The organism is Geothrix sp. SG200, assembly GCF_022808935.1.
Taxonomy (GTDB): Bacteria; Acidobacteriota; Holophagae; order Holophagales; family Holophagaceae; genus Geothrix; species Geothrix alkalitolerans.
In genome coordinates, this window is record NZ_JAKZFR010000002.1 from 427489 (window position 1) to 443781 (window position 16293).

The 16293-nt window shown below is 69.3% G+C and carries 18 protein-coding genes and 1 tRNA gene; 12 read left to right on the forward strand and 7 right to left on the reverse strand.

The features are described from left to right. Window positions 1–95: 95 nt before the first annotated feature. From ML539_RS07330 to ML539_RS07375, 10 genes are all read left to right on the forward strand, one after another. A complete protein-coding gene (locus ML539_RS07330) occupies window positions 96–827 on the forward strand; it encodes a hypothetical protein (protein WP_243322089.1) in 732 nt (243 codons plus the stop codon). Then, the gene (locus ML539_RS07335; RefSeq protein ID WP_243322091.1) at window positions 827–1663 is read left to right on the forward strand and encodes a hypothetical protein; all 837 of its coding nucleotides are present in this window, start codon (window positions 827–829) and stop codon (window positions 1661–1663) included. Before ML539_RS07330 ends, ML539_RS07335 begins: the two co-directional genes overlap by 1 nt. Continuing rightward, window positions 1660–2238, forward strand: a complete 579-nt coding sequence (locus tag ML539_RS07340; protein WP_243322093.1) for a hypothetical protein — start codon at window positions 1660–1662, stop codon at window positions 2236–2238. The genes ML539_RS07335 and ML539_RS07340 overlap by 4 nt, the downstream gene beginning before the upstream one ends. Beyond that, window positions 2235–2882: a hypothetical protein gene (locus ML539_RS07345; RefSeq protein WP_243322094.1), complete on the forward strand. Its 648-nt coding sequence runs from the start codon at window positions 2235–2237 to the stop codon at window positions 2880–2882. The genes ML539_RS07340 and ML539_RS07345 overlap by 4 nt, the downstream gene beginning before the upstream one ends. A 17-nt stretch (window positions 2883–2899) precedes the next feature. Next, complete coding sequence (locus ML539_RS07350; protein WP_243322097.1) at window positions 2900–5188, forward strand: secretin N-terminal domain-containing protein; 2289 nt, start codon at window positions 2900–2902, stop codon at window positions 5186–5188. After that, window positions 5185–5643, forward strand: a complete 459-nt coding sequence (locus ML539_RS07355; protein WP_243322100.1) for a type II secretion system protein — start codon at window positions 5185–5187, stop codon at window positions 5641–5643. The genes ML539_RS07350 and ML539_RS07355 overlap by 4 nt, the downstream gene beginning before the upstream one ends. A gap of 98 nt (window positions 5644–5741) precedes the next feature. Next, window positions 5742–5827, forward strand: a tRNA-Leu gene (locus tag ML539_RS07360). A 286-nt stretch (window positions 5828–6113) separates the two neighbouring features. Beyond that, window positions 6114–6383 (forward strand): 30S ribosomal protein S15, encoded by a 270-nt coding sequence (gene rpsO / locus ML539_RS07365; protein WP_243285910.1) that lies wholly within the window; start codon window positions 6114–6116, stop codon window positions 6381–6383. 56 nt (window positions 6384–6439) lie between these two features. Next, the gene (locus tag ML539_RS07370) at window positions 6440–7114 is read left to right on the forward strand and encodes an NUDIX hydrolase (protein ID WP_243322101.1); all 675 of its coding nucleotides are present in this window, start codon (window positions 6440–6442) and stop codon (window positions 7112–7114) included. Further along, window positions 7111–7713 carry an L-threonylcarbamoyladenylate synthase gene (locus tag ML539_RS07375; RefSeq protein WP_243322103.1) on the forward strand — a complete coding sequence of 201 codons (603 nt, stop codon included), beginning with the start codon at window positions 7111–7113 and terminating at the stop codon, window positions 7711–7713. The genes ML539_RS07370 and ML539_RS07375 overlap by 4 nt, the downstream gene beginning before the upstream one ends. On the opposite strand, the gene ML539_RS07380 is transcribed toward ML539_RS07375, so the two are convergent. Genes ML539_RS07380 through ML539_RS07410 form a run of 7 tightly spaced genes read right to left on the reverse strand, consistent with a single transcriptional unit; the run spans window position 7706 to window position 14496 of the window. After that, window positions 7706–8497 (reverse strand): hypothetical protein, encoded by a 792-nt coding sequence (locus ML539_RS07380; protein WP_243322105.1) that lies wholly within the window; start codon window positions 8495–8497, stop codon window positions 7706–7708. The genes ML539_RS07375 and ML539_RS07380 overlap by 8 nt on opposite strands. Continuing rightward, window positions 8497–9897, reverse strand: coding sequence for an L-serine ammonia-lyase (locus tag ML539_RS07385; RefSeq protein ID WP_243322107.1), 1401 nt, complete (start codon window positions 9895–9897; stop codon window positions 8497–8499). Before ML539_RS07385 ends, ML539_RS07380 begins: the two co-directional genes overlap by 1 nt. Before the next feature lie 25 nt (window positions 9898–9922). Continuing rightward, a complete protein-coding gene (gene nadB / locus ML539_RS07390) occupies window positions 9923–11497 on the reverse strand; it encodes an L-aspartate oxidase (protein WP_243322109.1) in 1575 nt (524 codons plus the stop codon). After that, window positions 11494–12270, reverse strand: coding sequence for a DUF309 domain-containing protein (locus ML539_RS07395; protein WP_243322110.1), 777 nt, complete (start codon window positions 12268–12270; stop codon window positions 11494–11496). Before ML539_RS07395 ends, nadB begins: the two co-directional genes overlap by 4 nt. Further along, a complete protein-coding gene (yaaA, locus tag ML539_RS07400) occupies window positions 12267–12989 on the reverse strand; it encodes a peroxide stress protein YaaA (protein ID WP_243322112.1) in 723 nt (240 codons plus the stop codon). Before yaaA ends, ML539_RS07395 begins: the two co-directional genes overlap by 4 nt. Continuing rightward, window positions 12986–13804, reverse strand: coding sequence for a DUF3473 domain-containing protein (locus ML539_RS07405; protein WP_347710748.1), 819 nt, complete (start codon window positions 13802–13804; stop codon window positions 12986–12988). The genes yaaA and ML539_RS07405 overlap by 4 nt, the downstream gene beginning before the upstream one ends. Further along, complete coding sequence (locus ML539_RS07410; RefSeq protein WP_243322114.1) at window positions 13801–14496, reverse strand: MotA/TolQ/ExbB proton channel family protein; 696 nt, start codon at window positions 14494–14496, stop codon at window positions 13801–13803. Before ML539_RS07410 ends, ML539_RS07405 begins: the two co-directional genes overlap by 4 nt. A 71-nt stretch (window positions 14497–14567) precedes the next feature. Here ML539_RS07410 and ML539_RS07415 point away from each other — a divergent pair, with 71 nt between their 5' ends. Further along, window positions 14568–15923 carry a UDP-glucose/GDP-mannose dehydrogenase family protein gene (locus ML539_RS07415; protein WP_243322116.1) on the forward strand — a complete coding sequence of 452 codons (1356 nt, stop codon included), beginning with the start codon at window positions 14568–14570 and terminating at the stop codon, window positions 15921–15923. Next, window positions 15920–16267: a hypothetical protein gene (locus ML539_RS07420; protein ID WP_243322119.1), complete on the forward strand. Its 348-nt coding sequence runs from the start codon at window positions 15920–15922 to the stop codon at window positions 16265–16267. Before ML539_RS07415 ends, ML539_RS07420 begins: the two co-directional genes overlap by 4 nt. Window positions 16268–16293 lie beyond the last annotated feature (26 nt).

A 16293-nucleotide genomic window follows, 5' to 3' on the forward strand; every position in this document is an offset into this window, starting at 1 on the left:
CATCCCCTCCGTTTTCTCCTGTGCGACTCGGCCACGGACGCCCGGTCGGGAGCGCCGTGCCCGAAACGCAGGGCCGGAAACGCGGGGGCAAGGCCATGAGGTTGCCCTTCCTCCAGGCCCCTGCGGCGACCCTGGTGTGGCTGGAAGCCCATCGGATCCACGCCGGCACCCACCGGCGCGCTCTTTCGGGCGCCCCCACGGAGGATCAGCTGGCCCAGGCCCTGTCCTCCCTGCCCCAGGGCCCCACCCGCTGGGTGCTGGACGACCTCTGGACCCCATCGGTCCTGATGAGGGACCTGGCCGAGCTCCCCAAGGGCGCCGAGGCCCAGGAGGCCTTCTTCCGGTGGCGGTTCAACCAGACCCTCGCCCTGGAAGAGCCCCACTTCGTCCAGGCCCTGGAGATCGAGCCGGGCATCTGGCTGGCCTCGGGGATCCGCGAGGAATTCCGGGAGACCCTCCTCCAGCTGGGCCTCCGCCTCGACCGGACCCTGCACGGGCTCACGCCTCGCTGGCTGCACCTCTACAACCTGCTGGCCCCGTCGCTGGAGCTCCCGGGCATGCTCCTCTCCCTGAGCCCCGCCGGCCAGGGCCGCTACGCCGGCACTCTGGTGGCCTGGGGACGCACCCTCTGCCTGCTCCGCCAGTGGACGGAACCCCTGGATCCCCAGGCCTGGAACGAGGAGCGCATCACCCCCAGCGCCGCCTTCCTCCAGCGGGAATCCCGGACACCGCAGAGCCTGGCGATCTGGGGCGCTCCGGCCTGGCCTGACACGGGCCTCCCCACGCGCATCCTGGATGACCGGTTCGCCTTGGTGGAGACGCCCTGATGGCCGTTCCCGTCCTCCACCTCAACCTGGCGCCCCGGCCAACCCTGTGGCGGCAGCACCATCGCGTCCTAGGCTGGGCCGCCCTCGGCCTCGGCGGCGCGTTCCTCCTCGGCTCACTGGGGCTCACCTGGCGGGTCTACCACCAGGCCAGCCGCGCGGGCCGCGACGCCGTGAGCCTGACCGAGGAGACCCGGCGGGCGGCGCGTTCCGAAGCCCAGATCCAGGCGGCCCTCCAGGGCATGGACGCCACCCGAGAGCAGGCCCGGTGGAAGCTGGCCGAGCGCATCCTCCAGGAGCGGAGCCTGCCCTGGTCACGCGTCACCGCGGAACTGGAGCAGTGCATGGCCCCGGGCATGCGGCTGAAGAGCCTTCAGCGGACCCGAGGCAACGGCCAGCAGGTGGTGATGAAGCTCAAGGCCGAGGCCCAGAGCCGCGTGGCGGAGGCCGCGTTCGTGGATGCGCTCAGGACGGCTCCCGTCTTCTCCGAAGTGATCCTGGAGCGTGAGTCCGAGCGGCAGGGCGGCGGCTGGGACTTCGAGCTGAGCGTCCCCGCCGCGGCCGTGCCCCCACCCTTCGAGCTTCGCCCCGTGAAGACCGGCCCTGCCGCCACCGCCCCGGCCGCCTCGCCCAAGCCGGCAGCCGCCCCGCCACACCCGGCGCCCGCGCCTGCGGCGCCGGGGGCCGCACGCCTCACGCCCCCGCCGATCGCGCCCGCCACCCCCCTGGCGCCCGGTGACAAGGCCGGAGCCCAGACTCGCCCCATGCCGGCGCCAACCGACGATGAGGAATCCCGTCCGCGCCGAGGCTCGCGCCTGTCGAGGAGGCCCCCCCGATGAACAGCCCCCTCCGCGCAAGCCGCCTTCGTATGGGGCTGGGCATCCTGGGGCTGGCCCTGGGCCTCGGTGTGGCGATCTTCCTGCTCCCGGACGCCTCCCAGCAGCGGTCCCAGAAGCTCAAGGCCAAGCAGGAGGCCGAGCGCAACCGGAACCAGCAGGTGCAGCAGCTCCAGGAACTCCAGCAACTGGCCGACCGGATCCGCCGGGGACAGGAGACCCTCGAGAACCTGGAGGCCCGCCTGCCGCGCGGTTCCGCTGGCGAGCTTCAGTGGAACCTCAGCAAGACCCTGCACGAACTGGCCAAGAAGCATGAGCTGCGCCTCCAGATGGTGAAGTACGGTCTGCCCAGCCGGGAGGGGGCTCGCGGATCGGACCTGGAGGCGGTGGATGTGGAATTCGTCGCCGTCGGCATCTACGCCAACCACAAAGCCTTCATGCTCGACCTCGAGGGGTCCGGGCTTCCCTTCGCCGTGAGGGACGGCCGCCTGGAGGAAAGCCCCGAAGGCGCCCGCATCGACATCGTGCTGCGGGCGTTCCGCAAGGCCGGCGCCTCGGATCGCGAGGAGGAGGCATGACCACCCCGGCCCGCGCCTTCGACTTCCAGGCCATGATCCAGGAGCTCCGGGCCAACCGCCGGACCCAGGCCGCCCTCGTGGCTTTCGCCCTGGTCCTCGCCTTCGCCCTCTACACCATCCTCGCCCCCGAGGCCCCGCGGACCCGGCGCGCGACGCCCGCGGGAACGGGCCCGAACCTGGACCCGCGCCAGCTGGCGGGGCTGAGGAAACTCCCGGACCTGGCCGCCCTCGACCGGGCGGGAGAACTTCCTCCCGGGGCCAAGGTGCAAAGGGATCTCTTCCTTTTCGAGGCCCCCCCGCCCCCGCCCAAGCCCGTCAAGCCGCCCCCGCCCCCGCCGCCTCCCACGCCCGAGGAGCTGGAGCGCCAGCGGCTGGCCCAGGAGAAGGCCGCGGAGTTCGCCGGCAGGCCTCAGAACCTCCGCTACCTCGGCTTCTTCAAGGGCAACCCCGCCGGCCTGGTGGGCGCCTTCATGAAGGGCGAGGAACCCGTGACCCTGGTCCAGGGAACCCTCGTCGGGGACCGCTGGAAGCTCGTCTCCATCCTCGAGACCCGGGCGGAATTCCAGAACACCAAGTATCCAGACCTGCGGATGGTCCTGGAGGCCCGCGACGCCTCCGGCGGCGCACCCGTCAATCAATTCTGATCCGAAGGATGCCACCGATGCCGCTCTCCTCCTTCGCACCCGCCCGCAAGATCATCGCCGCCGCGGCGATGCTGCTCCTGGTCCTCGGCTGCAGCCTCCACAAGGCCAACCAGGCCTATGACGAAGGCCGCTACGACGATGCCGTGGCCTCCTACCGCGAGGTGCTGCGCCGGGACCCCTCGAACACCAAGGCCCGAATCGGCATCAAGCGGGCCTCCCAGCGGGCGGCGGAAGGGCACATCGCGCTCGCCCGCCAGGCGGAGCAGAGGGGCCTGACCGATACCGTGCTGACGGAAGTCAAGAAGGCGCTGGTGCTGGACCCCGACAACCAGATCGCCCAGGACTGGCTCATCCGGCTGGAGCAGAAGGCCGCCCAGGACAGGGCCGAGGCTGATGCCGCCGATGACCTCGAGCTTCTGAAGGCCAAGGCCGACACCGTGAACGCCGTGCAGCTGAACCCGCGATCCCTGGAAGGCCTCGATCTCAACTTCAGCCGCCGGACCAGCCTGCGCGAAATCTTCGCCACCCTCAGCCGCGCCTCGGGCGTGAACATCATCGCCCACTCGTCCTTCCAGGATCAGAACATCTCCATCGACCTGCGGGGCCTGCCCTTCCAGCGCATCCTGGACACCCTGATGCTGCAGAACGACCTGTTCTACAAGGTGATCGACAAGAACACCATCATGGTCTTCAAGTCCACCCCGCAGAACCGCGACCTGTACGAGAACCAGCTCCTCAAGACCTACTACCTGTCCAACGCCGACCCCACGGAGCTGCGCTCGACCCTCACCACGCTCAACCCCCAGCTCCGGGTTTTCACCGACAAGCGCATCAACGCCATCATCGTGAAGGCCAAGCCGCTGGAGCTGGCCGTCGTGGACCAGGTGATCCGCAGCCTCGACAAGGCCAAGGCCGAGGTCATGGTCTACATGGAGCTGATGGAGGTCACGGAGAACAGCCTGGAGCAGGTGGGCCTGCTGCCGGTGATCAACGCCTCGGACACCTCCGGCACCTTCCGGATGGGCGCCACCACCGTGAACAACACGTCGGGCCTGAACACGAACTCGGGCTTCACCAAGATCCATACCGCCGACATCCGCGTGCTCTTCCCGAACCTGGCCCTGGACTTCCTGAAGGGCAACGGTGACGCCCGCCTGGTGGCGAGTCCGAACGTCCGGGTGCTCTCGGGCGAGACCGGCGAGGTGAACATCGGCGAGAAGATCTCCACCACCCAGAGCCAGCTGTCCCTGCCCACCACGGGCACCACCAGCACCGCCTCCGCCTCCTCGCTCCTGGGCGGCGTGGGCCAGACGTCGTTCTCCTACGAGGACGTGGGCGTGAAGATCAAGGTGGAGCCCCGCGTCCACCACAACGGTGAGATCACCCTCAAGATCAACAGCCTCGTCACCACGCTGAAATCCGGCTCCACGCCGGGCCGGCCGGACCTCGGGAAGCGGGAGATCATCACCTCCGCCCGACTGCGCGACGGCGAGACCGCCATCTTCGGGGGCCTGCTGAAGGACGAGGAGCAGAAGAGCCTCCAGGGCATCTGGGGCCTCGCCGACATCCCCCTCATCGGCCGCCTGACCGGGAACACCCGCAACAGCAAGGCGAAGACCGACGTGATCCTCACCATCCGGGCCGTGCTGGTGCGGAAGCCGGTGCTCACAGAGCAGGATCTCGCCGCGTTCAACCCCGATGACGCCGCGTCCAAGACGAGTCTGTTCGCCCCCAGACCCACCAAGCCCGCCCCGGCTGGAGCCGCGGCTCCTGCACCTGCCCAGCCTGCCCCCGCGCAGCCCGGTTCCACCGCCGCGCCCGCAGCGCCTGTGCCGGTCCCCCCCGCGCCTTCCACCGCGATCCAGGAGAAGAAGCCCGATACGCCTCCCGTCGACCAGGCCGCTCCCGCCGCCTCTGATCTGGTGATCTTCATGACGCCGGTGGCCTCCGAGATCAAGGTCGGGGAGCGCGTCCAGATCGGCCTCACGGTCAGCGGCGGCAAGGGCCTCAGCTCGGGCCAGGTGGAGCTCCGCCTGCCCGCGGGCCTGAAGCTCGGCTCGGTGTCCCCTGGTGATTTCATCACCACGGAAGGCGGCAGCCTGGAACAGGTTCCGGGGAAGGACGGCACGCTCAAGCTCGTCTTCAAGCGCAACAGCCCCGAGGTGGACAGCGGGCAGCTCGCCACCCTCGAGCTGACAGGCCTCACCCCCGGGAACGCACCCGTGCTCATCCAGAGCGGCCAGTTCCTGGCGGGCACCAACCCCATCTCCGGGCGCTGGTCCAACGCCCTCGTGACGGTGCAGTGAGCCGCCAGGGGGGATTCACCCTGCTGGAGCTGGTGGTCACGGCCACCGTGCTGCTGATCCTCGCCTCTGTGACTGTTCCGCTGGCCCGCAACGGCCTCAAGCGCGAGAAGGAACTGGAGTTGCACAGGGACCTCCGGGAGATGCGGCTGGCCATCGACGAGTACAAGAAGCAGGCGGACCAGCAGAAGATCAAGGCCCCGCCGGCGGAAGCCAACGGCTACCCGGAGAGCCTGGAAGTCCTGGTGGAAGGCGTCCCCGCGGCCGGCTCCCTCAGCCGCAAGGTGCGGTTCCTCCGCCGCATCCCCGTGGACCCCTTCACAGGGAAGGCGGAATGGGGCCTCCGGAACACCAACGACGACGCCAACAGCTCCAGCTGGGGCGGCGGTCACGTCTACGACGTCTACAGCCTCGCCCCGGGGACCGGCATGAATGGCATCCCGTATCGCGAGTGGTAGAGGCTCTGCCGAGAATCACTGTTGCCTCGAAGCGTGGACCGCGCTAGGCTTGGTGTTCGGCACATCCGGAACCCGCGGGCCCCGGATCGTTCTTTCAAGCGGATATGGCGGAATTGGTAGACGCGCTAGTTTCAGGTACTAGTGTTCACAAGACGTGGGGGTTCGAGTCCCTCTATCCGCACCACCATTCTCCACGCGCCCCGAAGGGGCGTGTGGAGAATAGGGCCGAACGCGACCGAAGGGCGCGTTGCGGTCCGCAGGCGGCGCGAAAGCGACGCCAAGGACGGCGGCCAGCGGCCGCCGCCACAATGAAGCCCAATCCACCTGGGCCTTCGTTTTGACAAAGGCATCTGGCCTCCTCCAGATTCGACCCACCTTCGGTACGGGACTGAAGGTTTCGCCGCAGGCGATATCGTCAACGCGCAGCGTTGACGCCAGGGTGACGGGCGATCCCCCGAAAAGGAGCCGACATGGCCCTGAACGTGGAACAGAAGAAGATCATCATCGACGACTACAAGCAGCACGAGTCGGACACCGGTTCACCCGAAGTGCAGGTGGCGATCCTGACCAAGCGGATCAACGACCTGACCGAGCACTTCAAGACCCACACCAAGGACTACCACAGCCGCCGCGGCCTCATGATCATGGTCGGCCAGCGCCGCCGCCTGCTCGACTACCTCAAGAAGAAGAGCAAGGAGCGCTACGCCACGCTGATCGACCGCCTCGGCCTCCGTCGGTAGGAAGCTGTCCTTTCCCAAAACGCCCGCGCAAGCGGGCGTTTTGCTATGTTCAGAGGATGGACCTGAAGCCCCTGCCCCGGCCCGAGCACCCGGACCCCTACACGGTCACCGGTCGCCGCTTCGTCTACGACTCGCCCTGGATCCGGATCCGCGAGGACCGCTTCCGCCACCGCCGGGGCGCCGAGGGGCGCTACGCCGTCTGCGGTTTCCATCGCACTGCCTGCGGCGTGCTGGCCCTGGACGATCAGGACCGCGTGGTGCTCGTAGGCCAGTGGCGCTATCCGCTGGAGGCCTATTCCTGGGAGATCCCCGAGGGCGGCGGCGACATCTCCGAGAGCCCCTTCGAGGCCATGCGACGCGAACTGGCGGAGGAGGCCGGGCTCGCGGCCCAGGTGTGGGAACCCCTGGCCTTCTTCCACACCAGCAATTCCTCCACGGAGGAGGAGGCCTTCCTCTTCCTGGCCACGGGTCTCAGTCCTGCGGAGGGTCACCACCCCGAGGACGACGAAGAGCTGATGCTCCACCGCGAGCCCTTCCAGGACTGCCTCCTGCGCGTGCTGGCCGGCGAGATCACGGACAGCCTCACGGTGGTGGCGCTGCTGGCCCTGCAGGGGCGGCGGACCGGCGTGGCCGCGACCTTGGATCCCGCGCTGGCGGACCGCTTCTTCCAGCGGCCCCAGGAGCATCCTTCGGCCGGTCGCGCCCGCTGGCGGGAGCTGGACACGCCATGATCCTCACCCTGCACCCCGAGACACCCCAGGTGCGCCATCTCGAGCGCCTCGCGGAGCTGCTGAGGAAGGACGGTGTCATCGCCTACCCCACGGACACGCTGTTCGGGCTGGGCTGCCTGGTATCCCACAAGAAGGCCGTGGACCGGATCCACCAGCTCAAGGGCCGCGACCCGAAGAAGCCCATGTCGATCATGTGCTCGGACATGGAGATGCTCTGCCGCTACGCCCGTCACCTGGACACGCCCACCTTCCGCATTCTCAAGCAGCTGCTGCCCGGGCCCTACACCGTGCTCCTGCCCGCCAGCCGCGAAGTGCCGCGCTACCTCCAGAACAAGCAGGTGGTGGGTCTCCGCATCCCGGACCAACCCTTCTGCCAGGCGCTGGTGGCGATGCTCGGCGAGCCCATCATCACCACCAGCGTCGCGCTGCCGGACCAGCCCATCCTGAACACGGCCTGGGAGATCGAGGAGGAGCTGGGTCACGCCCTGGACATGGTGGTGGACTGCGGCCAGCCCCTGGGCATCCCCAGCACCATCCTGGACCTCAGCGGCGAGGAGCCCGTCCTCCTGCGCGAAGGCGCGGGGGCCTGGCCTATCTAAGCGATCCGGCCTTCTCCTCCGCCTTCTTGCGCAGGGCCTGATATTCCTCGTCGCTGAGAAGGCCGTCGCGCCGGAGACCCTCGATGCGGCTGAGGGCGTCCTTCAGGTCGAAGGCGGGGTTTGCGGCTGGTACAGGCTTGGCGGTGGCGGGTGCGGGCAGGGCGGGAGGGGCGGGTGCGGGAGCGGGCCCCTGAACGCGTTTGGCCCCTTCCTTCGGTGCCGCGGGGACGGCGAGCAACCGGCCCAGATCCTCGCTCCAAAGCTCGAAGCGGCCCGGGATGTAATCGGGGGCTCCGCTTTCGAGCGTGTCGTGGAAGGCGCCCAGCAGCTCGCCTGTCTTTCCGTCCACGAGCTTGAGGTCGAAGGACAGGGCGACCCGGCCCGCGGCCATGTAGTCATCCGCCTGGCCGATGGCGTCCACGATCCGCCCCACCAGGTGGACGTCGCCGCTGGCGGTCGAGACGGGCACGCTTCCCTTCAGGCCCCGGCGGAGGCCGCGGTCCAGGGCTGCGGGAAAGGCTCCTTCGACGCGGGTCAGGAAGGTCTGGTCCTTGAGGTCCCGCTTGCCCAGAACCCATGCGGGCGCCTCCCAGGATCCCAGCTGGACCGCCCTGCCCCGCAAGTCGAGGCCGGGCTTCAGCCACTGGAAGCCCAGGGCTTTCGACGGCTGGAACGCGGCTCCAGGGCCGAACCAGGCGGGATCGAGCCGCCCCGCGTCCAGACCCCCGGCCTGGGCCGAGAGAAGGGCGGGGACCAGCAACAGCAGGGCGGCGGACGGTCGCATCAGCACTCCGGCAGGTTCACCGTGAAGTCTAGCGGCATTTCGAGCACGTTCACGGCGAGGCCGCCCCGGGCGGTCTCCTTGTACTTGCTCTTCATGTCGGCGCCGGTGTCGCGCATGGTCTTGATGACCTTGTCCAGGCTCACGAAGTGGTGGCCGTCGCCATGCAGGGACATGCGGGCGGCGTTGATGGCCTTCACGCTGGCCATGGCGTTGCGCTCGATGCAGGGCACCTGCACCAGGCCACCGATGGGATCGCAGGTGAGGCCCAGGTTGTGCTCCATGCCGATCTCCGCGGCGTTCTCCACCTGGTCCGGCGTGCCGCCCATCACCTCGGCCAGGGCCCCGGCGGCCATGGAGCAGGCCACGCCCACCTCGCCCTGGCAGCCCACCTCGGCGCCGCTGATGGAGGCGTTCTCCTTGTAGAGGGCACCGATGGCCCCGGCCGTCAGGAGGAACCGCGCCACCCCCTCGTCCGTGGCCCCGGGCACGAAGCGCCGGTAGTAGTGCAGGACGGCGGGGATGATGCCCGCGGCGCCGTTGGTCGGGGCCGTCACCACGCGGCCCCCGGCCGCGTTCTCCTCGTTCACCGCCAGGGCGTAGAGGCTCACGAAATCCAGGGCCGTGAGGGGATCCTTGAGGCCCGCCTCCGGGGATTCGGTCAGGCGGCGGTAAAGCGCCGGGGCGCGGCGGGGCACCTTCAATCCGCCGGGCAGCAATCCCTCGGTGGCGCAGCCCCGCCGCACGCAGGCCTGCATGACCGACCAGAGCTCCTGGAGGCCCGACCGGATGGCCGCCTCGGAGCGCCAGGTCCGCTCATTCGCCAGCATGATCTGGCTGACGGGCAGGCCCTGCGCCCGGCAGTGGCCCAGCAGGTCTTTGGCCGTGTGGAAGGGGAAAGCCGGCTCGGGGCCGGTGGCCACCTGCGCCGGGACGCCCTCCTCCACCACGAATCCTCCGCCCACGGAGTAGTAGACCTGGGCGCGGAGCAGCCCACCGGTGCTGTCCAGGGCCGTGAAGCGCATGCCGTTCGGATGGAAGGGCAGGCTCTTGTGGAGCAGGTGCAGATGTTCCGCCTCGCGGAACGGGACGTCGCGCTTCCCGAGGAGGGCCAGCCGCCCGGAATCGCGGACCCTCGCCACCAGGCCCTCTGCGGCCTCAACATCCACGCCTTCCGGCGTCTCTCCCAGCAGGCCGAGAATCACCGCCTTGTCACTGCCGTGGCCCCTCCCCGTGGCGCCCAGGCTGCCGAACAGCTCCACCTTCACCGCCCCCGTGGCTCCCAGCAGACCCGCGGCCTCCAGCCCGAGGATGAAGCCGCGGGCCGCCCGCATGGGCCCCACCGTGTGCGAGGAACTGGGCCCGATGCCGATGCGGAAGAGGTCGAAGACGGACAGCACCATGACCCCATTGTCCTGCAGAATGGGATCAATCCACTCGGTAATGGCAGCCGCGGCTTTCGGGGTTCTGGAGGGCGGCGTTGAGGATCAGTCTGGCGCAGAGGATGCCGCTGCGCAGCTCCAGCAGCTCCCGGCTGAGAAACGTCTGGTGGTAGAAGCGCTCGATGCGATGGGCCAGGTAGTGCAGATCCGACCGCGCCCGCTCCAGGCGGGCGCTGCTGCGGACGATGCCTGCGTAGTTCCAGAGGGTGCTGCGGATGAGGCGCCAGTCCTGGTCGATGAGGAGGGGGTCGGTCTCCTCAGGTTCCTCCGGCATGCGCCAGGCGGCCAGCTCACCGGGATCCGGATCCGCGGTCTCCCGCAGCTCCCGCACGGCGGTGTCGGCGCTGTGGAAGCCCCACACCAGACCCTCCAGCAGGCTGGTGGAGGCCAGGCGGTTGGCGCCGTGGAGCCCCGTGCAGGCCACCTCTCCGGCGGCGAAGAGGCCCGGCAGGCTGGTGCGGCCCTCCAGGTCCACCAGTACGCCGCCGCAGAAATAGTGGGCGGCAGGCACCACGGGAATGGGGTGGCGATGAGGGTTGATGTCCTCGGCCCGGCAGGCCGCCATGATCGTGGGGAAATGCTCGTCCAGGTCCAGCTTCGCCGCCACTGGGGCCAGATCGAGGTAGGCGCAGGGTTCCCCACTGACCGCCATCTCCTGGAAGATCGCCCGGCTCACCACATCGCGAGGCGCCAGTTCCATCTGATCCGGCGCGTACTTGGACATGAACCGCTCGCCCTTGCGGTTGAGCAGCTGCGCCCCCTCGCCCCGGAGGGCCTCGGTCAGCAGCGTCCGCGGCTTGCCGGGGACGTAGAGGGTGGTGGGATGGAACTGGAGGTACTCGCAGTTCACGATGCGCGCGCTGGCCCGATAGGCGGCCGCCAGGCCGTCTCCCGTGGCGCCCGGCGGGTTCGTGGTGTGCAGGTAGAGGTAGCCCAGACCGCCGGTGGCCAGGACCGTGCGGCGGGCCAGGAGGCCTTCGACCCCGCCCGTGGTGGGGTCGAAGAGGTAGGCGCCGTGGACGCGGATGGGCTCGTAGACCTGCACCGGACTGACGCAGTGGTGGGGGCTGGTGATGAGGTCCACCAGACAGAGCCCCTCCCGCAGGCGGATGTTCGGATGCTTCCGGACGGCCTCGCTGAGCGCCGTCTGGATGGCCAGCCCGGTGGCGTCCTTGGCGTGGTAGATGCGCCGGGCGCTGTGGGCCGCCTCGGCCGTGGGATCGGGAGTCCCGCCGGTCCCGAGGTCGAAGGGCACGCCCAGCCGCTCCCAGAGGAAGCTCCGGCAGAGTTTCGGACCCTCCTCGGCCAGCTGGCGCACAGCCTCGGGCCGGCAGAGGCCCGCGCCTGCGGCCTCGATATCCGCGGCCAGCAGGTCCGCGGAGTCGCCTTCCTCCGGCGGCGGCTGGCCGATGATGCCGCCCTGGGCCCAGGCGGTGTTGCTGCCGCCCAGCTCGTCCTTGGCCACCAGCACCACGGAGATGCCCTGATCCGCCGCGCGCAGGGCCGCGGAACAGCCCGCGATTCCCGCGCCCAGCACCAGCAGATCGACCCCATCCTTCATGCCAGCTCCCAGGTAGGGCGATCCAGGGCCCACAAGGCCGACAAGTCCCCGCCATCCTTCATGCGCCTCCCATGGTCCAGCCGCCGCATCGTCAGGTCCAGCGCAACCTCGGACCGCACCTCTCCCCAGGGTGTGGGAACGCGCCCCCCGCAGGCCTCCAGGCGCCCGACGGCCTCCTCCCACAGGGCCACCATGCCCGGCAGGTTGTGCTGCTGGAGGTGGTGGTACCCGCCCGTCAGCAGGATGAGCCCCTGGAGCTGGCCCTTCAGGTCGCCCTCCGCCGCGTCCCACAGCGGTTCCAGGGCGTCGTGGCACTCATGGTAGAGACCATGGTTGAAGAGGGACACGCCGCAGGCCAGCGGGTACCGGGCGCCCAGAGGCAATGGCGTCAGGGCGGCCAGCTGCCAGCCGCTGCGCAGGCTCACCAGCGGACCCCAGGCGCCCCAGGCGGCGGCCGGACGCCAGCCGGTGGGCCCGGCTTCCGCTGTGTCCGGCCAGGCTGCCAGGTGAGCCTGCCAGGCGGCCACTGGGTCGTGATGGCCCAGGGCGCTCAGCATGCGGGCGGCATGAGGCAGCAGCTCGGCCTCGGGGAGCCCGTCGGGATGAGCCTTCCGCAGGCCCGGCGCACCGAGGATCGTGGGCCAGACCAGCACCTGGCGGGCCTCCGGGTCGCCCAGGGCCGCCTCCATGCGGGCCTGGAAGAAGCGCTGGATCGCCAGGGGAAGCTGGGGCTGACGCTGCCAGAAGGGGGTGCGGTTGCAATCGTCGCTCATGGTTCCACCAGAAGCCGGAGGGCCAGCCCGCCCCGGTCGTTCTCATCCACTCCGGCCCACTGGCACCCGGGGATGCGTCCCCTCAGCACCTTCCGGGGATCGCCCTGCTGGTGCACCAGGAGCCACCGCGCCACCAGTCCCCGGTACTTCTTCGAGAAATGGCTGACGGCCTTTCCCCGGGCATCGAAAATCTCCACCGTATGCCGCGGGCGGGTCCAGCCCTTGAGCAGGTCGGCCGAATCGCCCGGGAGCAGCTCCCACACGGGGCCGTCGGGTAGCGCCTCCAACAGTGCCGGCAGCGTTTTCCGCCAGTGGGTCTTCAACCCGGGGATGCCCGCCATCTTGAGCTTGTAGGGCGGCACAGGTTCGTCACCACGCACCAGGCCCCGGAGGTTGGACAGGATGAACACCTGCCGCCAAGCCTCTGGCGGCAGCGAGCCCGCGTCCAGGGCCTGGAAGGCCACACCGGTGTACCGGGACAGGGCGGGCAGCAAGGGCACGGGCCGGGCCAGCGCCAGCGCTTCCGTCCGGGCCTTGTCCAAGGCAAGGTCCTTCACGTCGAAGGCCTTCTTGATGGCCTCCGGCGATCCGGTCCGGGCAAGGGTCACCAATCGCTCCCGCACCCAGCGCTGAGCGGACGTTTCCGGCAGCTTGCCGCGGACTCCGCCAGAAGCCTTGTCCTCGGAAGGCGCGAGGAGGATGAGCGGCGCAAGACTCATCGCTCCGCCACCCAGGCCTCGAGGGTTGTCAGGCGGAATCCCGCGAACAGATCGCGAAGGTGCGTCCCGTGCCCCTTCAGGCCCGCGCTATGGGCGAATCGGTGGCCGAAGGGAGCTCCCGGCAGCTCCGGCTGCCCCTCGTCCAGCTCCCATGGGTGCAGGGTCAGCGGGGTGCCGGCGTCCTCCGAGGCCAGGGCCTCGAGCTCCCGGCGGACCAGGCTGAAGGGCAGCACCCTGAGGCCCCAACCCCAGAGGGGCGAACGTGGCGGGCCGGACCAGAGGACAGGCGGCGGCAACTCCCAGAGACCCTCCGTCAGCAGATGGGGTCGCCGGGGCCAGCCGGGATCGCCGATGACGGCGAGGGGCGCACGGCTGGAGTCGTAGCGGAAGCCCAGCTCCGGCAGGTCCCGCCACCAGCCCGCGGCAGGGCCGCGGAGGCTCCATTCCGGGGCTCGATAGCCCACCACGGGCTGCCCGGTGAGATCCTCGAGCAGGGCCTTGCCGTCGCGCACCGAGGCGCGCCACTCCGCCCGATCCATCTCGAAAGCCCGGCGGTGCGCGAGCCCATGCAGGCCGACCGCGTGGCCTTCCGCCGCGATGCGCCGCAGCAGCGCCGGGTGCCGGCGGGCCTGGTCACCCAGGCAGAACCAGGTGGCCTTGGCGCCCAGATCCGCGCAGAGGACCAGCGACAGCTCCGTGGCCCGCGGCAGGCGGCACTCGAAGCGGTCCAGGGCCTCGGGCTGGTCGTAGGGCGGGCAGCAGAGCTGGAACCAGTCCTCCCAGTCGAGGGAGAGAGGAAGCCGGGGCTCGATCAGGTGAAGTTCCGCTCGGAAAGGCTGATGAACTCGAGGGAGAAGTCATCCAGTTCGGTCTGGAACTGCTTCAGCTGGCCCTGGAAGAAGTTGTAGGCCATGAGCGCCGGGATGGCAGCCACCAGACCGATGGCCGTGGCCACCAGGGCCTCGGAGATGCCGGGAGCCACGGTGGCCAGATTCGCGTTCCCCGTTGCGCCGATGCCGCGGAAGGCGTCGATGATGCCCCACACGGTGCCGAAGAGGCCGATGAAGGGGCTCACCGCGGCCACGGTGGCCAGGCCGCCCAGGGACCGCTCCAGCCGTCCCATCTCCACCACGCTGGCCCGCTGGAGGCTGCGCTCCACGGCCTCCATGCTGCGGAGCTGGGGACGTCCGTCCGGGCCCACTTGGCGGAGCTGGTAGGTGACTTCGCCGTAGCCCGCCACGAAGAGGCCCACGAGGGGGCTCATGGCGAACCGCTCCACTTGCTGTTTCAGGTCGCGCCAGTCCGTGGCCCGCTTGAAGGCGCCGCGGAATCGCTCGGACACCTCGCGGCTGCGGCGGTAGAGCAGCGCCTTCCGGATGATCACCACCCAGCTCAGGAGCGAGAAGGTGAAGAGGATCGCCAGCACCGACTTGGAGACGGGACCCGCATGGAGCATCACCTCCAGCAGGTTGACCTCATTGCCCGTGGGTGCCGCCAGGATCGCCATGCTGCTGCCTCCGTCCCGAAATGATAGCAAGCGGGGATGCGGCTACACTGGATGCTTTGCGCGGAGACGCCATGCAGGTGCTGGTCATTGGATCGGGGTACGTGGGATTGGTGGCTGCCGCCTGTTTCGCCGAGGCGGGACACCGCGTCCTCGGCGTGGATGTGGATGCCGCCAAGGTCGCCGCCCTCAGCCGAGGCGAATCCCCCATCTTCGAGCCGGGCCTGGATGACCTGCTGCGGAAGCATCTCGCCTCGGGCGCCCTGCAATTCACCACGGACCTCAAGGAGGGAATCGCGGAGGCAGCCGCGGCCTTCATCTGCGTGGGCACCCCCCAAAGCGAGGACGGCAGCGCGGACATGAAGTACGTGCTGGCCGTAGCGGGCCAGATCGGCGGGGCCATGGCCTTGCGCGCCAAGGATGCCGCTCCGCTCATCGTGGTGGACAAGAGCACGGTGCCGGTGGGAACGGCGGCGCGTGTTCACGCGGAAATCGCCTCCCACACGGATCGCGCCTTCGAAGTCGTGAGCAATCCCGAGTTCCTCCGCGAAGGCTCGGCCATCGGCGACTTCCTGGAGCCGGACCGCGTGGTGGTGGGTTGCCGCACGGACCACGCCGAGAAGGTGATGAAGGGGCTCTACCAGTCCTTCCTGGATCGCAGCGGCGGCAAGTGGTTCCGCATGGATCCTCCCAGCGCGGAGCTCACCAAGTACGCCGCCAACGCCATGCTGGCCCTGCGAATCAGCTTCATCAACGAGATCGCCAACCTGGCCGAGTGCGTGGGCGCGGACATCGACCACGTGAAGACCGCCATCGGCGCGGACCACCGCATCGGCCCCGCCTTCCTCAACCCGGGCCCCGGCTTCGGAGGTTCCTGCTTCCCCAAGGACCTGCAGGCGCTCCTGAAGGTGGGACGTGAGCACGGGCATCCCATGATGACTCTGGCCACCACGGTGGAGGCCAACCGGCATCAGAAGCAGGTCCTCCTCCGGAAGGTGAAGGACCACTTCGGCGTGAAGCCGGGGGTGCCCGCCCCCCTGAAGGGCCGGCGCTTCGCCCTGTGGGGCCTGGCCTTCAAGGCCAACACCGATGACATCCGGGAGAGCATGGCCCTGGAACTGATCGATGGCCTGGTGAACCTGGGCGCGGACGTGGTGGTGCACGACTTCGCCGCCATGGAGGTCGTGAAGGCGAAGGTCGGCGACAAGGTCCGCTACGCCGAGACCCCGTTGGCCGCCTGCGAGGGCGCGGACGCCCTGCTCATCGCCACCGAGTGGGCGGACTACAAGGCGGTCGACCTCGAGGCTGTGGCCAAGGCCCTCAAGACCCGCTGCATGTTCGATGGCCGCAACCTCTTCCGGCCGGAGGCCATGGAGGCCAAGGGCTGGACGTACCATTCCCTGGGACGCCGTTCCGTGGAGGTCAAATGACCCGCATCCGACTGGAGGACATCGCCCACGCCCGCAGCGGCGACAAGGGGGACGGATCCAACGTGGGTATCATCGCCTACACGGAGGCCGGCTATCGCCTGTTGCAACAGGAGCTTACGCCCGAGTGTGTCAAGCATCACTTTTCAACCATATGCAAAGGTAGTGTTGAACGGTTCGAGGTTCCTAACCTCAAGGCTCTCAACTTTATCCTGCACGACTCCCTGGGCGGGGGCGGCAGCGAAAGTGTGAAAACTGATGCCCAGGGCAAGACCCATGGGCAGGCCCTGCTTAGAATGGAACTTGACCTTCCGGCCGGCCTGAGGCTGGCGGATCTCAAACCCTGAAGAGCATTCCCACCCCGCCAAGGAGC

What these genes read in the sequence shown, in the direction of transcription:
- ML539_RS07330 (WP_243322089.1), top strand. Translation starts at nt 96, where the DNA reads ATGAGGTTGCCCTTCCTCCAGGCCCCTGCGGCGACCCTGGTGTGGCTG.
- ML539_RS07335 (WP_243322091.1), top strand. Translation starts at nt 827, where the DNA reads ATGGCCGTTCCCGTCCTCCACCTCAACCTGGCGCCCCGGCCAACCCTG.
- ML539_RS07340 (WP_243322093.1), top strand. Translation starts at nt 1,660, where the DNA reads ATGAACAGCCCCCTCCGCGCAAGCCGCCTTCGTATGGGGCTGGGCATC.
- ML539_RS07345 (WP_243322094.1), top strand. Translation starts at nt 2,235, where the DNA reads ATGACCACCCCGGCCCGCGCCTTCGACTTCCAGGCCATGATCCAGGAG.
- ML539_RS07350 (WP_243322097.1), top strand. Translation starts at nt 2,900, where the DNA reads ATGCCGCTCTCCTCCTTCGCACCCGCCCGCAAGATCATCGCCGCCGCG.
- rpsO (WP_243285910.1), top strand. Translation starts at nt 6,114, where the DNA reads ATGGCCCTGAACGTGGAACAGAAGAAGATCATCATCGACGACTACAAG.
- ML539_RS07370 (WP_243322101.1), top strand. Translation starts at nt 6,440, where the DNA reads ATGGACCTGAAGCCCCTGCCCCGGCCCGAGCACCCGGACCCCTACACG.
- ML539_RS07375 (WP_243322103.1), top strand. Translation starts at nt 7,111, where the DNA reads ATGATCCTCACCCTGCACCCCGAGACACCCCAGGTGCGCCATCTCGAG.
- ML539_RS07380 (WP_243322105.1), bottom strand. Translation starts at nt 8,497, where the DNA reads ATGCGACCGTCCGCCGCCCTGCTGTTGCTGGTCCCCGCCCTTCTCTCG.
- ML539_RS07385 (WP_243322107.1), bottom strand. Translation starts at nt 9,897, where the DNA reads ATGGTGCTGTCCGTCTTCGACCTCTTCCGCATCGGCATCGGGCCCAGT.
- nadB (WP_243322109.1), bottom strand. Translation starts at nt 11,497, where the DNA reads ATGAAGGATGGGGTCGATCTGCTGGTGCTGGGCGCGGGAATCGCGGGC.
- ML539_RS07395 (WP_243322110.1), bottom strand. Translation starts at nt 12,270, where the DNA reads ATGAGCGACGATTGCAACCGCACCCCCTTCTGGCAGCGTCAGCCCCAG.
- yaaA (WP_243322112.1), bottom strand. Translation starts at nt 12,989, where the DNA reads ATGAGTCTTGCGCCGCTCATCCTCCTCGCGCCTTCCGAGGACAAGGCT.
- ML539_RS07410 (WP_243322114.1), bottom strand. Translation starts at nt 14,496, where the DNA reads ATGGCGATCCTGGCGGCACCCACGGGCAATGAGGTCAACCTGCTGGAG.
- ML539_RS07415 (WP_243322116.1), top strand. Translation starts at nt 14,568, where the DNA reads ATGCAGGTGCTGGTCATTGGATCGGGGTACGTGGGATTGGTGGCTGCC.
- ML539_RS07420 (WP_243322119.1), top strand. Translation starts at nt 15,920, where the DNA reads ATGACCCGCATCCGACTGGAGGACATCGCCCACGCCCGCAGCGGCGAC.